Source organism: Marivirga tractuosa DSM 4126 (assembly GCF_000183425.1).
Classification (GTDB): Bacteria; Bacteroidota; Bacteroidia; order Cytophagales; family Cyclobacteriaceae; genus Marivirga; species Marivirga tractuosa.
Window position 1 is genome coordinate 1,873,373 of sequence record NC_014759.1, and the last position, 20,912, is coordinate 1,894,284.

At 34.7% G+C, this 20,912-nt stretch carries 15 protein-coding genes; 5 read left to right on the top strand and 10 right to left on the bottom strand.

The window, feature by feature from the left end:
- Positions 1-215: 215 nt before the first annotated feature.
- Positions 216-698, top strand: coding sequence for a DUF4199 domain-containing protein (locus FTRAC_RS07800; protein ID WP_013453694.1), 483 nt, complete (start codon positions 216-218; stop codon positions 696-698).
- 358 nt (positions 699-1,056) lie between these two features.
- On the opposite strand, the gene tamL is transcribed toward FTRAC_RS07800, so the two are convergent.
- Positions 1,057-3,483, bottom strand: a complete 2,427-nt coding sequence (tamL, locus tag FTRAC_RS07805) for a translocation and assembly module lipoprotein TamL (RefSeq protein ID WP_185094448.1) — start codon at positions 3,481-3,483, stop codon at positions 1,057-1,059.
- Between the two features lie 19 nt (positions 3,484-3,502).
- Between tamL and FTRAC_RS07810 the strand changes: the two genes are divergently transcribed.
- Positions 3,503-4,243 (top strand): RNA methyltransferase, encoded by a 741-nt coding sequence (locus FTRAC_RS07810; protein WP_013453696.1) that lies wholly within the window; start codon positions 3,503-3,505, stop codon positions 4,241-4,243.
- Between the two features lie 59 nt (positions 4,244-4,302).
- Here FTRAC_RS07810 and FTRAC_RS07815 read toward each other — a convergent pair whose 3' ends face one another.
- A complete protein-coding gene (locus tag FTRAC_RS07815) occupies positions 4,303-4,851 on the bottom strand; it encodes a hypothetical protein (RefSeq protein ID WP_013453697.1) in 549 nt (182 codons plus the stop codon).
- A 245-nt stretch (positions 4,852-5,096) separates the two neighbouring features.
- Here FTRAC_RS07815 and FTRAC_RS07820 point away from each other — a divergent pair, with 245 nt between their 5' ends.
- A complete protein-coding gene (locus FTRAC_RS07820; protein WP_041650529.1) occupies positions 5,097-7,466 on the top strand; it encodes a TonB-dependent receptor in 2,370 nt (789 codons plus the stop codon).
- Positions 7,456-8,403, top strand: a complete 948-nt coding sequence (locus tag FTRAC_RS07825; RefSeq protein ID WP_013453699.1) for a DUF4249 domain-containing protein — start codon at positions 7,456-7,458, stop codon at positions 8,401-8,403. The genes FTRAC_RS07820 and FTRAC_RS07825 overlap by 11 nt, the downstream gene beginning before the upstream one ends.
- A 218-nt stretch (positions 8,404-8,621) precedes the next feature.
- Here the strand turns inward: FTRAC_RS07825 and FTRAC_RS07830 are convergent, their stop codons facing one another.
- From FTRAC_RS07830 to FTRAC_RS07860, 7 genes are all read right to left on the bottom strand, one after another.
- On the bottom strand, positions 8,622-9,803 hold the full coding sequence (locus FTRAC_RS07830; RefSeq protein ID WP_013453700.1) for a hypothetical protein: 1,182 nt from the start codon (positions 9,801-9,803) through the stop codon (positions 8,622-8,624).
- Between the two features lie 139 nt (positions 9,804-9,942).
- Positions 9,943-10,824, bottom strand: a complete 882-nt coding sequence (locus tag FTRAC_RS07835; RefSeq protein ID WP_041649631.1) for a PIG-L family deacetylase — start codon at positions 10,822-10,824, stop codon at positions 9,943-9,945.
- 193 nt (positions 10,825-11,017) lie between these two features.
- Positions 11,018-12,358, bottom strand: coding sequence for an ABC1 kinase family protein (locus FTRAC_RS07840; protein ID WP_013453702.1), 1,341 nt, complete (start codon positions 12,356-12,358; stop codon positions 11,018-11,020).
- Positions 12,359-12,360: 2 nt separating this feature from the next.
- A complete protein-coding gene (locus tag FTRAC_RS07845; RefSeq protein ID WP_013453703.1) occupies positions 12,361-13,011 on the bottom strand; it encodes a TetR/AcrR family transcriptional regulator in 651 nt (216 codons plus the stop codon).
- 225 nt (positions 13,012-13,236) lie between these two features.
- Positions 13,237-14,160, bottom strand: a complete 924-nt coding sequence (locus tag FTRAC_RS07850) for an isoaspartyl peptidase/L-asparaginase family protein (protein WP_013453704.1) — start codon at positions 14,158-14,160, stop codon at positions 13,237-13,239.
- Positions 14,161-14,407: 247 nt separating this feature from the next.
- The gene (locus FTRAC_RS07855; protein ID WP_013453705.1) at positions 14,408-15,727 is read right to left on the bottom strand and encodes a sugar porter family MFS transporter; all 1,320 of its coding nucleotides are present in this window, start codon (positions 15,725-15,727) and stop codon (positions 14,408-14,410) included.
- 293 nt (positions 15,728-16,020) lie between these two features.
- Positions 16,021-17,895, bottom strand: a complete 1,875-nt coding sequence (locus tag FTRAC_RS07860) for an amidophosphoribosyltransferase (protein WP_013453706.1) — start codon at positions 17,893-17,895, stop codon at positions 16,021-16,023.
- Positions 17,896-18,124: 229 nt separating this feature from the next.
- Here FTRAC_RS07860 and FTRAC_RS07865 point away from each other — a divergent pair, with 229 nt between their 5' ends.
- On the top strand, positions 18,125-20,101 hold the full coding sequence (locus FTRAC_RS07865; protein ID WP_013453707.1) for a tetratricopeptide repeat-containing sensor histidine kinase: 1,977 nt from the start codon (positions 18,125-18,127) through the stop codon (positions 20,099-20,101).
- Here FTRAC_RS07865 and murI read toward each other — a convergent pair.
- Positions 20,088-20,900, bottom strand: a complete 813-nt coding sequence (gene murI / locus FTRAC_RS07870; RefSeq protein ID WP_013453708.1) for a glutamate racemase — start codon at positions 20,898-20,900, stop codon at positions 20,088-20,090. The genes FTRAC_RS07865 and murI overlap by 14 nt on opposite strands.
- Between the last annotated feature and the right edge of the window lie 12 nt (positions 20,901-20,912).

The window sequence follows — 20,912 nt, forward strand, 5'->3', positions numbered from 1 at the left end:
ATAAAATTTAATTTAAGTGCTTTTCGTGGCATCGAAACCTCTTGTTGAATCTTCGACTGCAAATATAAAGGATAAGCAAGGAAATTCACGGATAATTCGATGAAATGCTATAATTAATACCTAGCACGATTTAATCTGAAAATGGATATGATGTAAGAAAGCAACAACAATTACTGTGATGCCGTGTTAAATACATAACCAATTATTAAAATGCAATGAAAAAAGATTCAATTGAATACAATGGAATTATTGGAGGAATAATTGTTTTTATAGGTCTTGTTGCCTATTTCCTCATTATGATGGCAGCAGGATTAGAACATAATTTAGAATTACGAACCCTCAATATAATTATCATGGGGGCGGGAGTATTTTATTCCATCAAATCAATCAAAAATAGAAATAGTGATTTCGACTATTTTAAAGGAATAGGTACAGGCATGTTTACTGCGGTTAGTTCTTCACTAGCATTTGCAATTTATATTTTCATTTATTTGCTGTCGAATCCTGAGTTTCTACAAGAAATAAAGAATGTAGAGCCATTTGGCAATTATCTCAACGCATTTTTGATTTCTTTTATCATTATTATGGAGGGCTCTGGTTCAGGCTTCTTTCTAAGTTTTGGAATTATGCAGTGGTATAAGAAAAGGACACCAGAAAAATTTCTTAAAGAGCAAAAAGACAGTAAAAAAAGCAAATAGAGACATCTACTTCCTAGTATTTTAGTAAAAGAGTCTTTCAATTTCAATCATAAAAATTGTTAGCTTTAAGTAGTATTTAAAAATCAAATATAGATGGAACACAAAAGAGGCAAGGCTGAAGAATTCTTTAGCAAAGCAGGAAAAAAATAGACAGTTTATTTTCCGAAATCAGTCAAAGCAATATTTCAGAAAAGTTAGAATTAAAAGAGCGATTACAAGAATTAAAAAAAAGTAAGGAATCGCTTGAAAAAGATTTTGATCATTTCACCGAAGATAATAAAGAGGTAATTAAAGATATTGCTGATAGTTTCGAGGAATCGTTTGAGGATATAAAGAATATCTTCAGGAAAAAGAAAAATCAGAAAGGATAACCAATCCCTATATTTAAGGCTGGCCCATAATTATCTCTTGTCCCTAGGTTCCATTCATCTATCGTCCAACGTTCGCCTGTTTCTCTTGCAGGATCATATAATTTAAAGGCCAAATCAAAACGCATAATTAAAAAAGAAAAATCAATTCTTAAGCCAAAACCTGTTCCTATGGCGATTTCATTGAAAAATCTATCTAATTTGAAATCACTACCAGGTTCATCGTTTTCAGAAAAAGACCAAACATTTCCTGCATCGACAAAAAGTGCACCATCTAGAAAACTTATCAAATTGCGCCTTACTTCTATACTAGTTTCCAGTATAATTTCTCCTGGTCTTTCAAAATTATAAATAAAATTCCCTTCCTCATCTGTTTCCACAAAACTTCCTGGTCCTAGCCTTCTTGGAGCCCATGCTCTAATACTATTGCTACCTCCTGCAAAATAGTATTTTTCGTAAGGTAGTAAGCCTCGTGAAAATTCACCATAGGGTTTTGCAGCTCCAATATGAAATCGATAGGCAAAGGTGCTTTCTCTACCATAAGGAATATAAGTCCTGTAATCAACAGAAGCTTTCAAAAACTGAAAGTAAGCTAATGAATCATCATTTATATTATTACTGATGGCATTTATATTTAAAAGATTCCCACCAGTTTCTACAAAGAATTTTATAAAACTTGCCCGACTATTAGCTTGCCCATAGTTATTGAAGTTTTTAGAAATATTGATTGAACTGCTTGAAACAAATGATGGCAGAAATGATCTACTCAGCTGCCTTCCAAAGGTAGCTTGCTCATCTAAAGCTTCTCGAAAATCATCTTGTAAATCTGACTCAATAAGATTAATATCAGTAATCGTCAGGTCAAATATCCATCTCTTTTTATTTTGCCAGGAATAACCATAAGAACCATTTAAATTACTTCGAATATATTCTGGTCTTTTAGTATAATTAAATCCCAATCCTGTTTTGGTTTTGGGATTTAATAATGCAAAGCGAGATTTAAGCTGGGTTCCAAACGGAAATAAAAAGTGCGGAAAAGTGAAAGACAAATTTGCTCGTGCTTCTGTGGCTGTGGTAACATCTGTTTGATCTGATAAGTTGGCCACTCCTTCAAAACCCAAACGACCAGAAAGCTCCATAATCTCAACACGACCAAAAGGATTCCTGTTTTTTAAAGATACATTATAAAAAGGACCCGGTAGACCGAACGTCACATTTACATTTACACCTACTTCATTGCTCAACTGATACTTCTCTAATGGACTAGTGAAAATGTTTGCCACAAAATCACCTCCTGCTGTATCATATTTTACATTCACAAATCGGAACATGTCAAGATTAGCCAATTGACGTTGGGTATTTAAGGTTTTTTCAAGGCTATAATATTCACCTGGTCTTAAAAAGACACGCTGATCCAAAATCCTCTTTTTATAAGAATATTTATAATATGAATAATTAATGGAATTGAATTTCTCGACTGTCCTTTTTACCCCACCAAGTTGTGTATTTACATCAGTCGTAAAATTTACCGCATCTAAAGTATATCGTTTATGTTGCAGAGCATCCTGGGGTCTGTTAATTAACACTTCTAAACCTAAGGCTGTGGTGTCTGGATCACGAAAGACATTGAATTCTACAAATTGTCGAGAGAAGGTATAATACCCATTATTTTTCATCAATGTTTCTATTCTCTCCCGCTCTGAAGTTAACTTGCTTTGATCGTAAATATCACCTGGCTTAACCAATCTATTCCTTGCGCCACCCACAAGTACACTCATCATTACTTTATCATCGCCTACATCATAAAAAACAGTGTCAATAAAATAGGGTTCATTTTCTTCAATCTTATAAGTCACTGTTACCCTTCTATCTTTAAGCCCTCTTTCACTGGTTTCATAATCAACTTTTGAATCAAAATACCCTTTTGACTCTAGGAAGAGTTTAATCTGGTCTTTAGTCCTTTCAGTTGCAGCCGAATCATAAATAGCCAAAGGTTCACCCCAGCGCATCAAAATATTACCATCTTCTAATTTGGTGCTCAGCTTATCTGATTTCCTGTTTAATTTTCTCTCAAGCCTTGAGGCTTTGGCAAACTTCTCATGCTCTCGAGCCATTTTAATTCTCTCTGATAAAGACTCTTGTACTTGCTCTTTTTGCTGTTCAATTTGATCCTTGTTATAAAATTGCTTCCCTATCTCATAAAACGCTACATAAGGTGATATCGGAAGTAGGAGAATTCTTCTATTGGCTTTTTGCGTAAATAAGTCATCTAACCTATCAGAAGAAATATTTTCATTACCTTTAATCCGCTGTTTATACAGAAGTTTTTCATCTTTTTTCAAATAGCTTGTGCCAACACAAGATGTGAAAAATATGATACTGACCAGTAGAAAGGATTTTATTATTTTTATACTCAATTTTAGTGCTATCGAATAAATGCTTACTAAGAATAATACAAAGTTCATCAAATCTCTTCAATTAAAGAAATTCCGACAAAAAGAAGAGCTATTTATAGTTGAAGGAGCCAAAAATACCCTTGAATTATTAAATTCTTCCTATAAACTGAAATATTTAATTGTCAGCGAAGATTTTTTAAGTAGACATCAAAAGGAGATTAATAGTTCTGAGATTGAGCCAATCATTGTAAAAGAAAAAGAATTAAGTGCTTTGGGAGCTTTTCAAAGCAATACCGATGCATTGGCTGTGGTGCATGAAAAAGCACCTTCAAAATATGATTCAAATGGCTTTGATTTAGTTTTAGATGACATTAGAGACCCAGGAAATTTAGGCACTATTATCAGATTAGCAGATTGGTATGGCATCAAAAACATCATTTGCTCGGAAACTACTGCCGAATTTTATAATCCTAAAGTAATAAGTGCTTCCATGGGCTCCATATTCAGAACTAATTTGTATCGAAGAGATTTGAAAGAATTTTTAGGAAAAAATCAGAACAGAAAAATTTATGGCGCTTTGCTAGAAGGGAAAAATGTGCATCAAGTTAAATTCGAAGCTGATGGTCTGTTAGTAATTGGAAATGAATCACACGGAATTCAAAAGGAACTTATTCCATTGATTTCAGAGAAAGTAACCATCCCAAAAATTGGGCAAGCTGAGTCTTTAAATGCTGCAATGGCTACTGCTATTATTTGCGATAATGTTTATAGAAATAAGTAAGCATAAAAAAAACCTGCTCTCAGCTTGAAAACAGGTTTTATACAATAATTTATAAATTTTTATTGCACGCCAGCTTCAATAGTGGCTTCCATAGTAAAAGTAACGGTATAATCCATTGGAACATCTGCAAATCCTTCAAGAGTAATTTCTAGTAAAGTACCATCATCAAGTACATATGTCTCAACTGCATTTTTCAATTGCGTAACATACTCAGAACTAAGGCTGTTTAATTGTTCTTCAAATGTTGAACCACTAAGAATTCCAGTTCCAGTTCCCACTCTATTATCCCCTGCATAGAACAAAAGCTCTAAATTAGTAGGAATACCACTACCTTCTTCTAAATTATCAACTACTGCAAAGTTAAAAGACTCAACTGTGAAATCCTTCATCTGCTCACGTCTTTCGGCAATCTCATCAGATGCCAAATCAACTTGTTCTACAATTTCAAAAGCACCAGTTTCTGTACTTGATACTCGAAAAGTTTTTGTTAAATCAGTTGGAACATCTACAGTAACTTCTTCTGATAAATCTTCACAAGAAATGGCAGTCAAACTAAATAATGCTATAAGTGAAACTGAATAAATCAATAAATTCTTAAATGTGTTCATAATTTTTTCTTCTTTAAAAGCGATGTATCAAAACTACGCATTAAAATTAAAATAATTATTTCCAGTAGATTATTTAATCAAAATATTCGATGAAGGAGGACAAACAACAGTTTTTCAGTCTTATTTAAGTCATAAAAATCTGTAATGATTAAAATAAATAGTTTCATTATTCTATAATATCAATATTTAAACTACGTTTGTATCTAGATTCAAAAACAGTAAACTATCAACCTAACTCAAGCTTAATGAAAAACTGCATACTACTGCTTATCCTGATTAGTTTCGGGTTGCATTCTCATGCTCAAAACAGAATAAGTGGCTATATAAAAGATGCTAAAACAGGCGAAAATTTAATCGGTGCCAATATTTGGCAGCCAGCCACAAAGAAAGGAACTGCTGCTAATAATTACGGCTTTTATAGTTTAAACATTCCGGGAGACACTGCGACTTTAGAAATTTCTTACGTGGGATATGCCACAATCAAAAAATTCATTGAATTAGATGGTGATACACAGCTTAATTTTGAATTGAAGCTATCCGATGCATTGTCAGAAGTTGTGGTTAAAGGCACTAGACCTGACTTGGAACTCACCAAAATGAGCAGCATGAAAATTACTTCGGAAAACATTAAAGCAATACCCGCTTTACTTGGAGAAGTAGATGTCTTGAAAACTATCCAATTGATGCCGGGCGTACAAAGTGGTTCAGAAGGTAGCAGCGGGATTTATGTTAGAGGTGGTGGCCCTGACCAAAATTTGATTTTACTTGATGGCGTACCAGTATATAATGCTTCTCACCTATTTGGATTCTTTTCCGTTTTCAATGCTGATGCCATTAGCAATGTAGAAGTAATTAAAGGCGGCTTTCCTGCAAGATATGGTGGAAGACTTTCCTCTGTAATTGACATCAACATGAAAGATGGTAATATGAAAAATTGGCAAGCAGAAGGCGGGGTTGGTTTAATTGCCTCAAGACTTTCAGTGGAAGGGCCAATTAAGAAAGATAAAGGTTCCATAATTTTATCAGGAAGAAGAACTTATATTGATGTATTGGCAAGACCCTTTATAAGAATGGCTACAGAAGGCGCTGATGTAGGCTATTATTTCTATGATTTCAACGGCAAAGCAAACTATATAATTTCAGATAAAGACCGAATCTATCTTAGTGCTTATACTGGAGCAGATAAATTTTATGCTCGTTATGAAGAAGAGTTTGATGATGGAGGCTCCATTTCAGAATACAGAGATGAAGCTGGAATCAAATGGGGAAATTTCACTACAGCTGCAAGATGGAACCATCTATTTTCTAATCGCTTATTCCTCAACACCACAGCGACCTATTCAAAATATAATTTCGAACTTTTTAACGATAGTTATTATCGTTATGCCACTGCCACAACTGAGGAGGAAGAAAGCTTCTATGCTGCTTACAATTCTGGAATTCAAGATTATGGCTTAAAAATGGACTTTGACTATTTTTTAAATAATGATCATAGTCTAAAATTTGGAGTGAATTACATTTATCACATTTTTCAGCCAGAAGCTTTTAATATTGAAGCAGATTTTTCGGATGATTTTGATATCCCTAAGAGTAAAGCTGTTTACGGTAATGAATTTTCACTTTATGTAGAAGATGAATTCGAGCCTTTTAATAATCTCAAAATAAATGCAGGTATTCATACTTCAGCTTTTGCAGTAAAAGATGAACTATATCCTTCCTTCCAACCTAGAGTGTCAGCACGGTATCTGGTCAACAAAAATTTATCTTTTAAAGCCTCTTATGCTGAAATGGCTCAATTCCTTCATCTTTTAACTAATTCGGGCATTGGTTTACCAACCGACTTGTGGGTGCCAGCAACAGATAACATAAAACCACAGTTTTCACAGCAAACAGCAATAGGAATGTCCTCCTTATTAGCGGATGGTAAATACGATTTCTCGATTGAGGGATATTACAAAAACATGAACAACCTCATTGAGTATAAGGAAGGATCAAATTTCTTAAATGTTTCTGAAAGTTGGGAAGATAAAGTAGCCGTTGGAAACGGGTGGAGCTATGGAGCTGAGTTTTTAATAAGAAAAAAAGAAGGCAAATTTAACGGTTGGTTAGGTTACACCCTTTCCTATAACAACCGACAATTTGAAGAATTAAATTTCGGAAGAGTTTTTCCTTATAAATATGACCGAAGACACGACCTCAGTTTGGTCATGAATTATAAAGTTGGGGATGATTGGGAAATCAGCGGAACTTGGGTCTATGGGACTGGAAACTCAATCACTTTACCTATAGCACAATACCCGACTTTAAATGAAACTCCTGAACTTCGAAATGAATACGGCTATGGAAACACTGACATCTACCAATACAGCGACAGAAATGCCTATAGAATGCCTGCTTATCACCGGGCGGATATTGGAGTCACTTGGTACAAAGATAAAAAATGGGGTAGCTCAAGTTGGACTTTAAGTGCCTATAACTTATACAACAGAAGAAACCCTTTCTATATCGAAACGCGAACAAATTCAATTGGAGAAACTAGCTTCAATCAAATTAGTTTGTTCCAGTTCATTCCTTCAATTACTTATAATTTCAAAATCAGACCTCATGAAAAATAGTATCAAAATAGCATTTTTCAGCTTACTTAGTATTTCATTTTTCTCTTGTGAAAAAGAAGTTGAAATTGATATAGATGAAGAAGAACAAAAATTGGTTCTTAATACTTGGTTAAAACCTAATGAAAGTCCCGAGGTTCAAATAAGCTATTCTTCATTTATATTTAATAAAAGAGGGACAGGCTTCATTGATAATGCTCGTGTTCTCATCTTCGAAGACGGCATTGAGATGGGAGAATTGAACCATATTAATCAAGGGTTTTACAATAATGAAAGTATAGAATTGAAAGCGGGTAGTAATTATGAATTTGAAGTGCTCCATGATGATTATCAAAGGATTTCTTCAACTGAAAAAATACCCAGTAATTTACAAGACAATGAAGTTGAAATAGCATATGAGATAAATCCAAATGGAAGTTATTCTAGCAACTCTTACAACACTACTGTAACCATCAAAATACAAGATGATGGAAATGAAGAAAATTATTACTTGGCTAGAGTTGCGCAACGTACTACTTATTGGAACATGGGCGATGAAGATACTACTAGCGTCAGAAATTTTGTGTATTTGGAGCCAATAGACCCACAAACCCAAGACACCTATTTACCTAACTCAGGGGGCCACTTTATTCTTTCAGACGACATCTTCAATGGCAAAGAGTACGAGATGAAGCTTGGTGCGTATAATGATTTGAGAAGCTATGAATCGATATCAGACGATTCTACCTATTATCAAGCTACTAACTATGAAATAGAGTTCCATAAAATAAACCGAGCGCTTTACCTCTATTTAATCACTATCGATAACAATCAATATCCCGGGCCTTTTACTGAGCCTACCCAAATGTATTCAAACATTGAAAATGGGTACGGAATATTTGCAACTTCTAGTTATACAACATATATAATTGAAGAACCCAATGATAGTTGGTACTATTAAGTGTGATTAATGTTAAATACTTGGATAATATCAGATGCTTTAATTGCGCAACTATGATTTACAGTTAGTTTCTCCTTGACCAGCTGCAATGGAAAGGGTAAAAGATGTCAGAATAGAAAAAGAAATTTAAGAAATCACATTCTTTTTGGTTTCATAATCTTGGATCACATCTAGTTTCCTTTCCCAATCAAGTTGTAAAAAATTAATTCTTAAATGCTTTACAATTTAAATTTTCTAGTAAAAGAAAAAGTAGGAAATGCTATCATTCTCGTTTCGGAATTAAAGCTGTTGGTTTCCCATTGAGGAGAATCGTAGGGAGCTGGTGCTTTAGCACTTACAAATAGCATATGAGTCAGACCAAATTGCCAACTGACTAATTCATTGCTTTTTCTGACAAAACGAATGCCAGTTAACCCATACCAAATGTTTCTACGCGTCTCATATTCTGCGCTTTCAAACAACCATGTTCCATCCGATAATTGAGTACTTCTAGTGGCACTTTCTGTTGCTTTAAAACTGAATAAATAATTCTCTGAAAGGAAGTAAAAATATGTTCCTGCTCTCACAATACCCGATAAATTCCCCACTATTGAAGAAGAAATTTCAGAACCATCTTCTGGACTGAAATATAAATGACCAGCGCCTATGGAAATATTATTATGACTATTGCCATAGGTATAGGTTGCAAAAGCCAAATTCCCAAAGAAATTAGTTCCATAAGTTCCTACCATTAACAAATCACCAAAAGCTAAATGAGAATTTTCCTGAATGGGAATACTATACTTTGCGGTTAGGTAAAATGGAAATCCAAATATCGTGGTGCCCATCCCAACCGTAAGATGATCATTAATTCCATATTGAATATCATGAGCCAAAAAATAAAGAGAGTTATAATAAAGCTCTCCTTTTTTAAGGGGAAGAGCAGATGGAGCAAAGAAATAGCGGGAATCATGTTCAGAATATACAGCATTCGCATAATTCTCAGCATCCTCAACGTCAGTCGGCTTAGATTCTGACTTTATTTCAGGGTAAGTTGGATTTTCAATTATCTCCCAAAGATTATAAAAAACAATAATCTCTTTTTCCTGATCTGAGATGGATCCTAAATTGGAACCAGCGAAATATGACCCGAGCAAACGATCATCGCAATCTCTTACCTCAAACAAATAACCTTTAGTCTCCTTGGTAATGGAGGCGAAATAATAATTGCACTTTTCTCGAAAATCTACAGAATTAGTCAAAAACAAATTCTTTTCCAAAAACTTTTGCTGCAGCTGCTTTTCAATTTGAGCGTTAAGGATGGATGTTCTATCGTCAATTACAATTTTATTTTGTGCAAAAGCATAGCTTGAGATAAAAAAGAAAAAAATACAGATAAATATCTTAAAAATAGATTTCATTTGTGATTATTGATAGTTTCCTATGAAATTAATCCTTTAGTCTATAACTTCAAACTATTGTATCTTATTTATTTCACTGCCCAAACTTTATTGTTTAAATCGCATTAAAAAACGAAATAAGGTCAACCTAAGAATCAATCTAAAATTCTATAACTCTAAAATATTCTTTATCAAAAAGCCAAAAATAAAACCAATGAGGATAGTATTCATAAGCAGGCAAAAACTTTCGAATATTTTTACGTTCATTCTCTAAATAGGTCGATAAAAACATTTTCTTTTTCCAGGAATTGTCATAAATATTTATTTGCACATGAGGTTCAGGCATTCCATCAATTTTATACATCTGCTTTGCAGTAAAATAGGGACTAGGATATTTTCCAGCTCTATTGTCCAAATCGGGAAATAATGCAGCCTCATAGGAATCTGGAAAAACGGATTGATATATCTTCTTAACTGATCGTTTATCCTCTTTACATATTTCCACGATCAAATCACTTATAAATGTATGATCCGGATGACCATATCCTCCTAGTACATTATCCAGACTAAAAATAATGCTAGGTTTGAAGTCAACTATCTGTCCTACCAAATACTTTTTAACTAAATCTTTTTGGTAAACCAGTGGAAAACTCTCTTTGGGGATCGGCATCCATGAATATTGAATGCTATCATGTAATTTTCGGTAGCTCACTTCTCCAAGATCAATGAATAAAGCTTCATCCATTATATAACTTGCAGCCTTTAGATGTGCTGCATTTCTTGCCCGATCTTTGGAATCAAAACAAAGTTGTTTAATCTCCCAACCTGCTTTATTTAATTTGGAGATAGTCCCAGACATGGCACAGATATCATCGTCATGTGCAGAAATCACCAGTGCTTTTTTTACCTCCACTCTTGAAAGATAGATGTCCTCTGGAAATTCTTCAGATGGTACATATCTATTAATATAAGCGATATGCGCAGACAACAACAATAAGAACATTGATGTTACAATAGCTAAAAAGACCCATAACTTTTTCATAATACAGCGATAAAAATAAATAGTTACAACTACATAGTTATATAATACATCATAAATCTATGTATTTTAAAATTTAAATACAACTGTTAAAAAAAAATAAATAGTAACTAATACTTTTTTGAGGTTCCGATGAAGACAAAAAAAAATGGCCATGCTTTCACAAGGCCATCCTAAAACAATTGTCGGTAATAAATTAAGCTACTTTCTCAGTGCTTCCATTCAACCATTCAGGTTTTGTAATTTTCACTTCAGCATCTAGCTGATTGAGCATATTGTAAAGTCCAAAATAAGTTCTATTCACATACAAACCATGTTTTGAACCTCTTGCACCATTGCTGTTGCGCACTTCTTTCATGTTAGATACTCGCTCTCCCATCGCATAGATTTCCTCGAAGAAAGCATTATTGCCAAAATTAAAGGTATCATACTGAAAGGGTTTACTGAGCATTCCTATCATTTCCAAAAACACGCTACTGAAAATTTTTCTTTCTGCTGGTGAATCTTTTTCATGGAAGAAATCTAAAGCCTTAAATCTTTTATCGATTTCATCCTTATCCTGCATGAAACCAGGCCTAAGCAGAGCGAAATAGTTTTCATAGAAATCATCTGGGATTTCTTTTATACATCCAAAATCGATGATTCCCATGGTTCCATCATCCATAAACATGAAATTGCCTGGATGTGGATCAGCATGTACTTGTCTTAATTCATGAAATTGAAAGTTGTAAAAATCCCAAAGTGCCTGACCAATTTTATTTTTAATTTTCTGAGAAGGGTTGGTAGCCAAAAACTCTTTTAGGTGGACCCCATCCAACCAATCCATTGTAATTACCCTATCACCTGATAACTCTTGATAATACTTAGGAAAATATAAACCATCAATTTTTCCAGCCATAGCTTCAGTAATTTCTTTGGAACGCTGGAGTTCTAAGCCGTAATCCGCTTCTTCCATCAATTTCCCCTCAACCTCGCTCATATAGTGATCTAATTCCGCATTACTCATGTTAAATAAGCGAGTAGCAAATGGTCTCACTAATCTCAAATCAGAGCTGATACTATCGGCTACACCTGGATATTGAATTTTAACGGCATATTTTTTATCTCCTTTCGTTGCCTGATGCACCTGCCCCATAGAGGCAGCATTAACAGCGCTTTTAGTGAAGGTATCAAAAATAGCATCCGGACTTTTGCCCAATGTTTTTTGGAAAGTTTTCACCACTAAAGGATAAGACAAAGGCGGAGCACTGTACTGAGACATGGTAAATTTCTCTTGGTAAGCTGGTGGTAATAAATTCCTGTCCATACTTAACATTTGAGCTACTTTTAATGCACTACCTTTCAATTCACTTAATGATTCGTAAATATCTTCGGCATTATCCAAATCCAATTGGGAACGATCCATTTTTGGATTGAAAGCCTTTTTGGAATAATGTTTTATATAATTTCCCCCAACCCGAGCACCAGTTGATACAAACTTGCTGGCACGTTGAATTTTCGAAATAGGTATTCTGGATTGTTCTTTTCTATCGCTCATTACTATCGGTTTTGAAATATGAATTTGGCAAAATCAAACATTGAATCTAATGGACTTTTCCCCATCAGATCGTAGGCAACATTCACTGCTTTTTCTATGGCAGCATCTGTTTTTTCAAAACCTTTGCTGTCATCATTTGCCCAAAATTGAAGGATAAATAATGTTTGTATCCATAGTCCTTCCGAATAACGATCTCCAATCACTGGTCTATCAATGATTTCCTCCGTCTCCTTTCCTTGAAGCAAAATTTCATCTACAAATTTGTAAAAGTGCTTTTTGAAAGCTTCTAGGAAAGCTGGCTTCATATCGCCTTTTCTCATTTTCTGTAGATTCATCATAGCATAAGAACGATTAGCCTTCAAAACTTCAATTAAAGTAAAGTATAAAGCCAACAATTTCTCACGAGACGAATACTCTACAAAGGCTTCTTCTGCATGTAAATTCTCAATGGTTTCCTTTAAAAAATCAGCCCAGATATGCTTTTGCAAAGCTTTAAAAGAATTAAAGTGATTGTAAAAATCTACTTCATTCATTTTTAAGTCCTTAGCGAATTTGTAAATAGAAGCAGGTTCTTTTCCATGCTCTAAAACATAGTCTACATAAGCTTCCTTAATTTTTGTATCAATTGGTTTTGCTGTTTGCTTTTTTGCCATAAGTCAAATTGTGATTATGGTGATGTAACAGCCTGATAATGGGAAAGGTTTTGAGAATTGGAAAGAAAATGAAAACAGCTGTAATTGCAGCATAATAAATCCAAATAATGGCAAGAGCACGAGCAAGGAAGCTCGCCTAGCTTGCCATTTTTACCTTCATCGCTGGTTCGAGCTTCCAAGCCCGAACCTTCGTTCCTTTTCTAAATGTAATAGAGAGGATAATAGCTACTTATATATATAAGTTTTCAAAGCCAAATCAGAGCCTACCACTCCTCTATACATTCCTTCTGAATTGAAGCTAAAATCATAATTACCAGCAGCATCTAATGCTATCAGACCACCTTCTCCTTTCATCGCCACAAGTTTCTTCATCACCACCTGCTCACAAGCATCTTTCAATGAAAGACCCTTATATTCCATTAAGCAAGAAACATCATATGCGACTATAGCTCTGAGAAAAAACTCTCCATAGCCAGTACATGAAATTGCGCATGTATTATTATTGGCGTAAGTCCCACTTCCAATTACCGAGCTATCACCAATTCTCCCGTATTTTTTGTTGGTTAATCCACCAGTAGAAGTAGCAGCAGCTAAATTTCCATCAATATCTAAAGCTACAGCACCTACAGTTCCAAACTTTTTGTCTGCGTCATGATCTAGTAAAACTTTACCTTCTCCTTTTGCTGCCAACCACTGTTCTTCTCGGAAACGAGTTTGAAAATATTCGTCCGCAGCTTTTTCCAACTTCCTGTTGTCGCCATATTCTTCAGCGCCCTTTCCAATCAAATACACAAAATCATCATCAAAAAGGATAGATTTAGCTAATTGGATCGGGTTTTTAATATTTCTGACTCCTGCTATAGCCCCAGCCCTCAATTTGGCACCTTCCATAATAGAGGCTTCCATTTCATTTTTTCCACTATTAGAATAAACAGAACCTTTACCTGCATTAAAAAGCGGACTATCTTCCATTGCGCTTACTGCAACGGCAACTGCCTCAATTGCTGTTCCTTTTTTATTTAAAATATCTTCTCCTGCTTCTAAAGCTTCCCGAAGTGCTTCATGGTAAGCTTCTTCTTTCTCTGGGGTCATATTTTTTTTAAGGATGGTACCCGCACCACCATGAATGGCTAATACAAATTTCTTCATTATTCGATTGTAGAGTAAAATTTAAATTGAAAAGGAGTGTTTTGAATTCAACACTCAAAAAAGCATGTAAAAGCCTATTGACTAACAATCGAAGATGGGCTGTAGATTCTGCAATTCAAATCTTTTCACTTCCAATTGGGGAATTGGTTTTTGAGCAGAACTAGAAATATTGAAGTATTTTAACTTTTCCACATTCAATAATAATATTTTCCTGGATGAATGCCAAATCATTTTTTGAAGAGTACTACTATTTAATTTCCTCCAATTCCCTTCCTTTGGTTTCAGGCATAATGAAAATTGCCCATAGTAATTGAATCAGCATCATGGCGGCAAAAAACCAAAAAATAACAGAAGACCCGAAAGTGCTGGCAAAATAAGGGAAAATATTAGCTATGATGGCAGCAAATAACCAATGCGTGAAACTCCCCATAGACTGTCCATGAGCCCTTAATTTATTCGGGAAAATTTCCGCTATGAAAGCCCAAATAATGGATCCACTTCCTACTGCATGAGCAGCAATAAATAGAAACACGAAAAAAGGAAGTAAATTAGATGGGATAATATTTCCGCTAAAGCTTATCGCCATTAAGCTCAAAGAAATTAAATATCCGGCTGAGCCTAAATAAAGCAAAAATTTCCTTCCCATTCTATCGATCAAATATAAACCCACCATAGTAGCGATCACATTGATAAATCCAATTCCCATAGTGGAAAGCAAACCATTTTCTGTACTTATACCAGCCGATTCAAAAATCCTGGGAGCAAAATATATGATAGCATTGATCCCAGACAATTGATTAAAAAAAGCAATTAAAATCGCCATTAATGTGAATTTGAAATACTTCTTTTTGAAGAGCGCAAAAAATCCTTCCTTGCGCTCCATTTTGGCTTTTTCCTTTTCAATATTTTGGATAATTCGATCTACATTTTCTGGATCTGTTCTAGTTAATACAACTCTTGCCTCTTCATAATCATTTTGATTAGCAATTAACCAACGTGGACTTCGAGGCAATCGAATACTTAATAAAGAATATAATACAGCCGGAATTATTTCAACGCCCAACATCCACCTCCAACTACTATCTAAATCAGCTAAGGCTATTAAATAATTAGAAAAATAAGCGATTAGAATCCCTAGGACTACATTAAACTGAAATAAAGCTACTAGCATCCCTCTTTTTCCTGCAGGGGCAATTTCGCTTATATACATTGGCGCAATAACTGATGAAGCACCAACTCCTAAACCTCCTAAAAAGCGAAAAAACATAAAACTATTAACTTCTGGAGCTAGTGCTGAGCCCATGGCAGAAGCTGTATAAAGCACTCCAATAAGCAAAAGCATAGGTTTTCTTCCGAATCTGTTGGCAGGATAGCCAGCAGCCAAAGCACCTATAACCGTTCCATAAAGTGCAACTGCAATAGAAAAGCCATGCATCCAGTCGGATAGCCGCCAGATTTCCTGAATGGCTTGTTCAGCGCCTGAAATTACAGCAGTATCAAAACCAAATAAAAAGCCACCTAGAGCAGCTGTTAACGAAATGAAAAATACGTATGAGTTTTTAAACATCCTTTCCTGAATCAATTAGCGTTCGCTAAAAATAGGAAAGTAAATCGAGAATGGAAAGTAGGCAGGGGACGAGGTGTATGGAGTTGCAAGTTGGAAGTTGGGTGATGGAAGTAAGGACACAAGAAAATGATCGAAATAAATAGAAATAAAATTAAAACAATAGGATCATAACTATTTATTTCAATTTTATTTCTACATTATTTCAACGTTAAAATCGGAAAATCTTCCAAAATTCTTTAGAACAAATTCACCCCACTAACCTGACCACTTGTAAACATGTCAACTTGCAAACCTTAGTAAGCTCTCACTTCTTTTCCTTCCATAAAGTTCACAAAAGCTTTATTTACCACTCTATTTCCACCTTGAGTTGGGAAATCACCAGTAAAATACCAATCCCCAGTGTGTTCTGGGCTGGCTTTATGTAAATTCTCTACGGTTTGGTAAATCACTTCCACTTCTGCTTCAATGGTATCGATTTTCACCAACTCTGCTATTTTTTGAGAGATTTGTTCATATGTGAAAGGTGCAAAAACATCCTTAACATGATTCTTGGTGTTGTCGCTATTCAAGCACTTTTGATAAGCCTCCTCTAAAATATTTTCTTGCTTAGTCTCTTCAAGCAATGCTAAAACAGCTCTGAAGGCTATAAAATCTTTCATTTTGCTCATATCAATTCCATAGCAATCAGGGAATCGGATTTGAGGAGCAGAAGAAACGATGATGATCTTCTTAGGTTCTAATCTGTCCAACATCCTTAAGATACTTTTCTCCAAAGTGGTTCCTCTCACGATAGAATCATCAATTACCACAACAGTGTCAACCTTCTTTTTAATCACTTCATAAGTAGTGTCATAAACATGTGCAACCAGGTCGTCTCGGTGCGCATCATCCGTGATGAAAGTACGTAATTTAGCATCCTTAATGACTAATTTCTCCACTCTTGGGCGAAATGACAATAATTTTTCTAACGCTTGGTCATCTTCTCGAGCACTTCTTAATTCTTGCAGTTGCCTTTTAGCCAAATGCTGTTCCATTCCCTCCATCATTCCTAAAAAGGAAGTTTCAGCTGTATTGGGGATGTAAGAGAAAACCGTATTTTCTAAATCGTAATCGATTGCATCCAGTATTTTGGGAACTAGAAGTTTGCCTAACATTTTTCGCTCTGCATAAATTGCAGGGTCGGAGCCTCTAGAAAAGTAAATCCTTTCAAAGCTACACGATTTTCTTTCCAAAGGTTCAATAAATTGCTCCATTTTATAATCACCATTAGTGTTGATTACTAGAGCATGAGCGGGCTTTATTTCCTGAATATCAGCATAATTAACATTAAAAGCTGTTTTAATAGCAGTTTTCTCCGAAGCTACAACCACTACTTCGTCATCAGCATAATAATGAGCTGGTCTGATTCCAGATGGATCTCTTGCTACAAAAGCATGTCCTGCTCCAGTTATTCCAGCCATAGCATATCCACCATCAAAATCGCGACATGCCCTTTGTAAAACATCCAATAAATCTAGCTTCTCCTCAATTATCTGGGTGATCTCAGCATTCGTGTATTCATCCTTATGCGCTTCAAAAATCCTTTGGTTTTCTTCATCCAAGAAATGACCAATTTTTTCCATCACTGTAACAGTATCCACCTTTTCTTTAGGATGCTGTCCAAGCTCCGTTAGAATATCAAATAACTCTTCAACATTGGTCATATTGAAATTCCCTGCCACCATCAAACTTCTGTTCTTCCAGTTATTTTGACGTAACATTGGGTGACAATTTTCAATGGCATTTTGTCCGTGAGTACCATATCTCAAATGTCCCAACCAAACTTCTCCCGTAAAAGCACAATTTTCCTTCAACCATTTCTCTTGGTTAAACCATTTCCCACCTTCTTTTTTGGCTTTTTTATACTTTTTGGAGATTTTCTTAAAAATCTGTGTGATAGGTTGATTATCTACTGACCGATATCTGCTTATATAACGATGACCTGGATCCACATTAAGCTTCACATTTCCTACTCCAGCTCCGTCTTGTCCTCGATTATGCTGCTTTTCCATCAACAAATAGAGTTTGTTCATGGCATAAAGTGGTCCATATTTATCAATAAAATATTGAAGTGGCTTCCTTAAGCGGATAAGGGCTATTCCGCATTCGTGTTTGATAATATCGCTCATGATTCTTTACTTAAGACACAAAGTTAAGTTTATTATAATTGATGTTCAATGTTTTTCTTCTAATAAGACCACTCCTTAAAATAATCCAAGTAAGATATTCGACCGAAGTATGGTTTTATTGGGATGAAATTACTTAATTGTTACAGGTTAAGTTTGAAAATAATCCTATTTTTGAGTTTAACTTTTTGATGCTATTCGCTTCAAACCAAAACATAAACTAAGCATAAAAGTGATAAAGGCTGTTTTATTACAAATATCCATACTTTTTTTAACTATATCATTAGGTTTTACCCAAGATATTACTTTCGATTCTTTAACTCGGTTCTATAATTATGAACTTAAAGAAATAGAGAAAAGTAATATTAACCACGAATTCTTAGTTAAAAAGGTTGAAAATTATTCGACCTCAGAAATCACCAAGTATCCACAATTTCAAAGCTCCTTAGAATTGATTGCTTTGATGGAAAAAAACAAGGAAAATGAACTAGCAGTTCAGCTAATTTCAAAAATAATTCCAAATACCAATTCCGTTCAAGAATTTCAAGCATTCCTTTATTTGAAGCTTGCTCAATTTTACTATAAACTTGACAAGGCTGTACAATCCTTGGAATGCTATTTAAAGGCTTCTACATTAATAAAAAACATAAAAAACCCTTCGTTCTTAGCACATGTTTACTATAGAATTGGCATTATAAATTTGAATGGTTGGAACAATGTAATAAGTGTTGAATACGCAGATAAGGGATTAAGCACTTTAAATAAGATCGAAACATTCAATAGAATGGATTCAATGTCTTTACTAGGATTGTATGAAATAAAAGGTATTGCATACAGAAGAATTGAAAAGTTTGACGAGTCCTTACTAAATATAAACAAAGCTGTAGATATATCTAAAGCTTTGAACGACTCCGTTCGTCTGGCTCTTAATAATGGAAATAAGGCTACTATACATTATGAAAGAGGAGATTACAATTTAGCAATCCCATTGCTTCAAAAAGATTTTGAGACCAGCATTAATGCAGGTGTTTATAATAGTGGAATGAATGCCCTGATTTATTTAAGCTGGATATATTTAAAAACGGAAGAATTCGACAACCTTCTTAGCACTTTTAATAAAATGCAAGAAATTGAAGAAAAGTATCCTATAACCAATCCTAAAACAAAGGCCGAATACTTGAAAGTCGGAGCAAAAGTTGCTGAATTAAATGGAGATACAGCATTAGCCAATCAATATTTAAGAGATTATATCAAGCAAGATCTAATTAGGGACTCTATCAACCTCAGTAATGATGTCGCCAGCTTACATGAACGCCATCTAATGGAGCAAGAAATAAGTAAATTAGAACTACTTCAAAATACTAATCAGCTGCAAGCTTCCCATTTAAAGTTGAGGACCGCACTTTTGATAATTATTGCTATAGCATTATTGGTAGTCTTATGGTATGTATTTATGCTTAGGAATAAAAATAAGAAAATTGACAAGTTAAATGAGCTTTTAGAAGCCAAGGTTTCAGAAAGAACTGCTCGATTGATGGAAATAAATAAGGAACTTGACACTTACCTTTATCGAGCCTCGCATGACATCAGAAGACCTATAAGAACATTGTTAGGTTTGAACAATATTGCTCAAATAAATTCAGACCCGGAGCAAATGAAACTGCTATTTAGCAAAGTTCACAGCACAGCGATGAGTATGGATAAGATGTTGTTTAAATTGCAAATGGCTTATGAACTTAACAACACCCATACCATTGAAAAAGTTGACCTTGAGGAATTGACAAACGAGTGCATTGAGGATATGTCTATGGAAATTGCTGATCAAAATGCTCGCATTACAGTTAATATAAATCAAAATGCAAGAGCTGTTCAGGGAAATAAGGCACTACTTAGAATAGCACTAGATAATATATTAGAAAACGCATTGCTTTACCAAAGTGAAGAGGAAAATGAAATAGAGATTTTTACAGATGAAGGAAATTATTTTTTCTACATTCACGTCAAGGATAATGGTTTTGGAATTCCTGAAAAGTATTTTGATGACTTATTCAAACCCTATTTTAAAATCAGCAATAAAACCCAAGGTTCTGGCTTAGGTCTGTTTTTGGCACATAAAGCTATTTCATTCTTAGCAGGAGAAATTTCAGTTAGCTCAACCGTTAACCAAGGAACTCAATTCACAATTAAGATACCTGTTAATCCCAAATAGGGAATTTTTCTAAGTGCACTTCTTCGTGGAAGAAAATTTTTGCTGAAGCCTCAAATGAAGCCGTAATATCTGAAACTAAAAATCTGTCTTTTCTTATTTTATTTTCTGACAAGAGTGTATGCTCTTTTAAAAATTGCTGTAATCTTTTCGCCACTATTGTTGCCGAATCTAAAATATCTACTTTTCCACCGTAAAATTTATCAATCTCATTTTTAATTAGCGGATAATGCGTACAGCCCAGAATTAAGGCCTCAATCTCCTCTAATGCTTCATCATGGAGATAAGCTTCGATTATATCATGACTTATTCTATTTTCAAAGAACCCTTCTTCAATCATTGGAACCAAAAGTGGGGTAGCTAAGCTTTTTAATTCAATATCAGGGTTAAGTTGCTTTAATCTGGATTCATACGCATTAGAGTTGACCGTTTGTTTAGTGCCGATTAGTCCTACTTTTTGTTTATTATAATGCTGCGAAACATGTTCAACCACGGGATCAATTACATTGAATACTTTTGCTTTGGAACCTACATACTCCCTAACTAATTCAAAAGCTGCTGAAGAGGCAGAATTACAGGCAATCAAGATCAGTTTACAACCTTGCTGGAGTAAAACATCTGTGACTTTAATACTGTAAGCCTGAATGGCCGCTGCAGATTTATCGCCATAAGGCAAATGGGCAATATCACCAAAATAGACCATACTCTCATTTGGCATCAATTCTTTCACTTTATGTGCCACTGTAAGCCCGCCAATTCCAGAATCAAAAATACCTATTGGTGCTGAATTATCTTTCGTCATTATGCAAATATG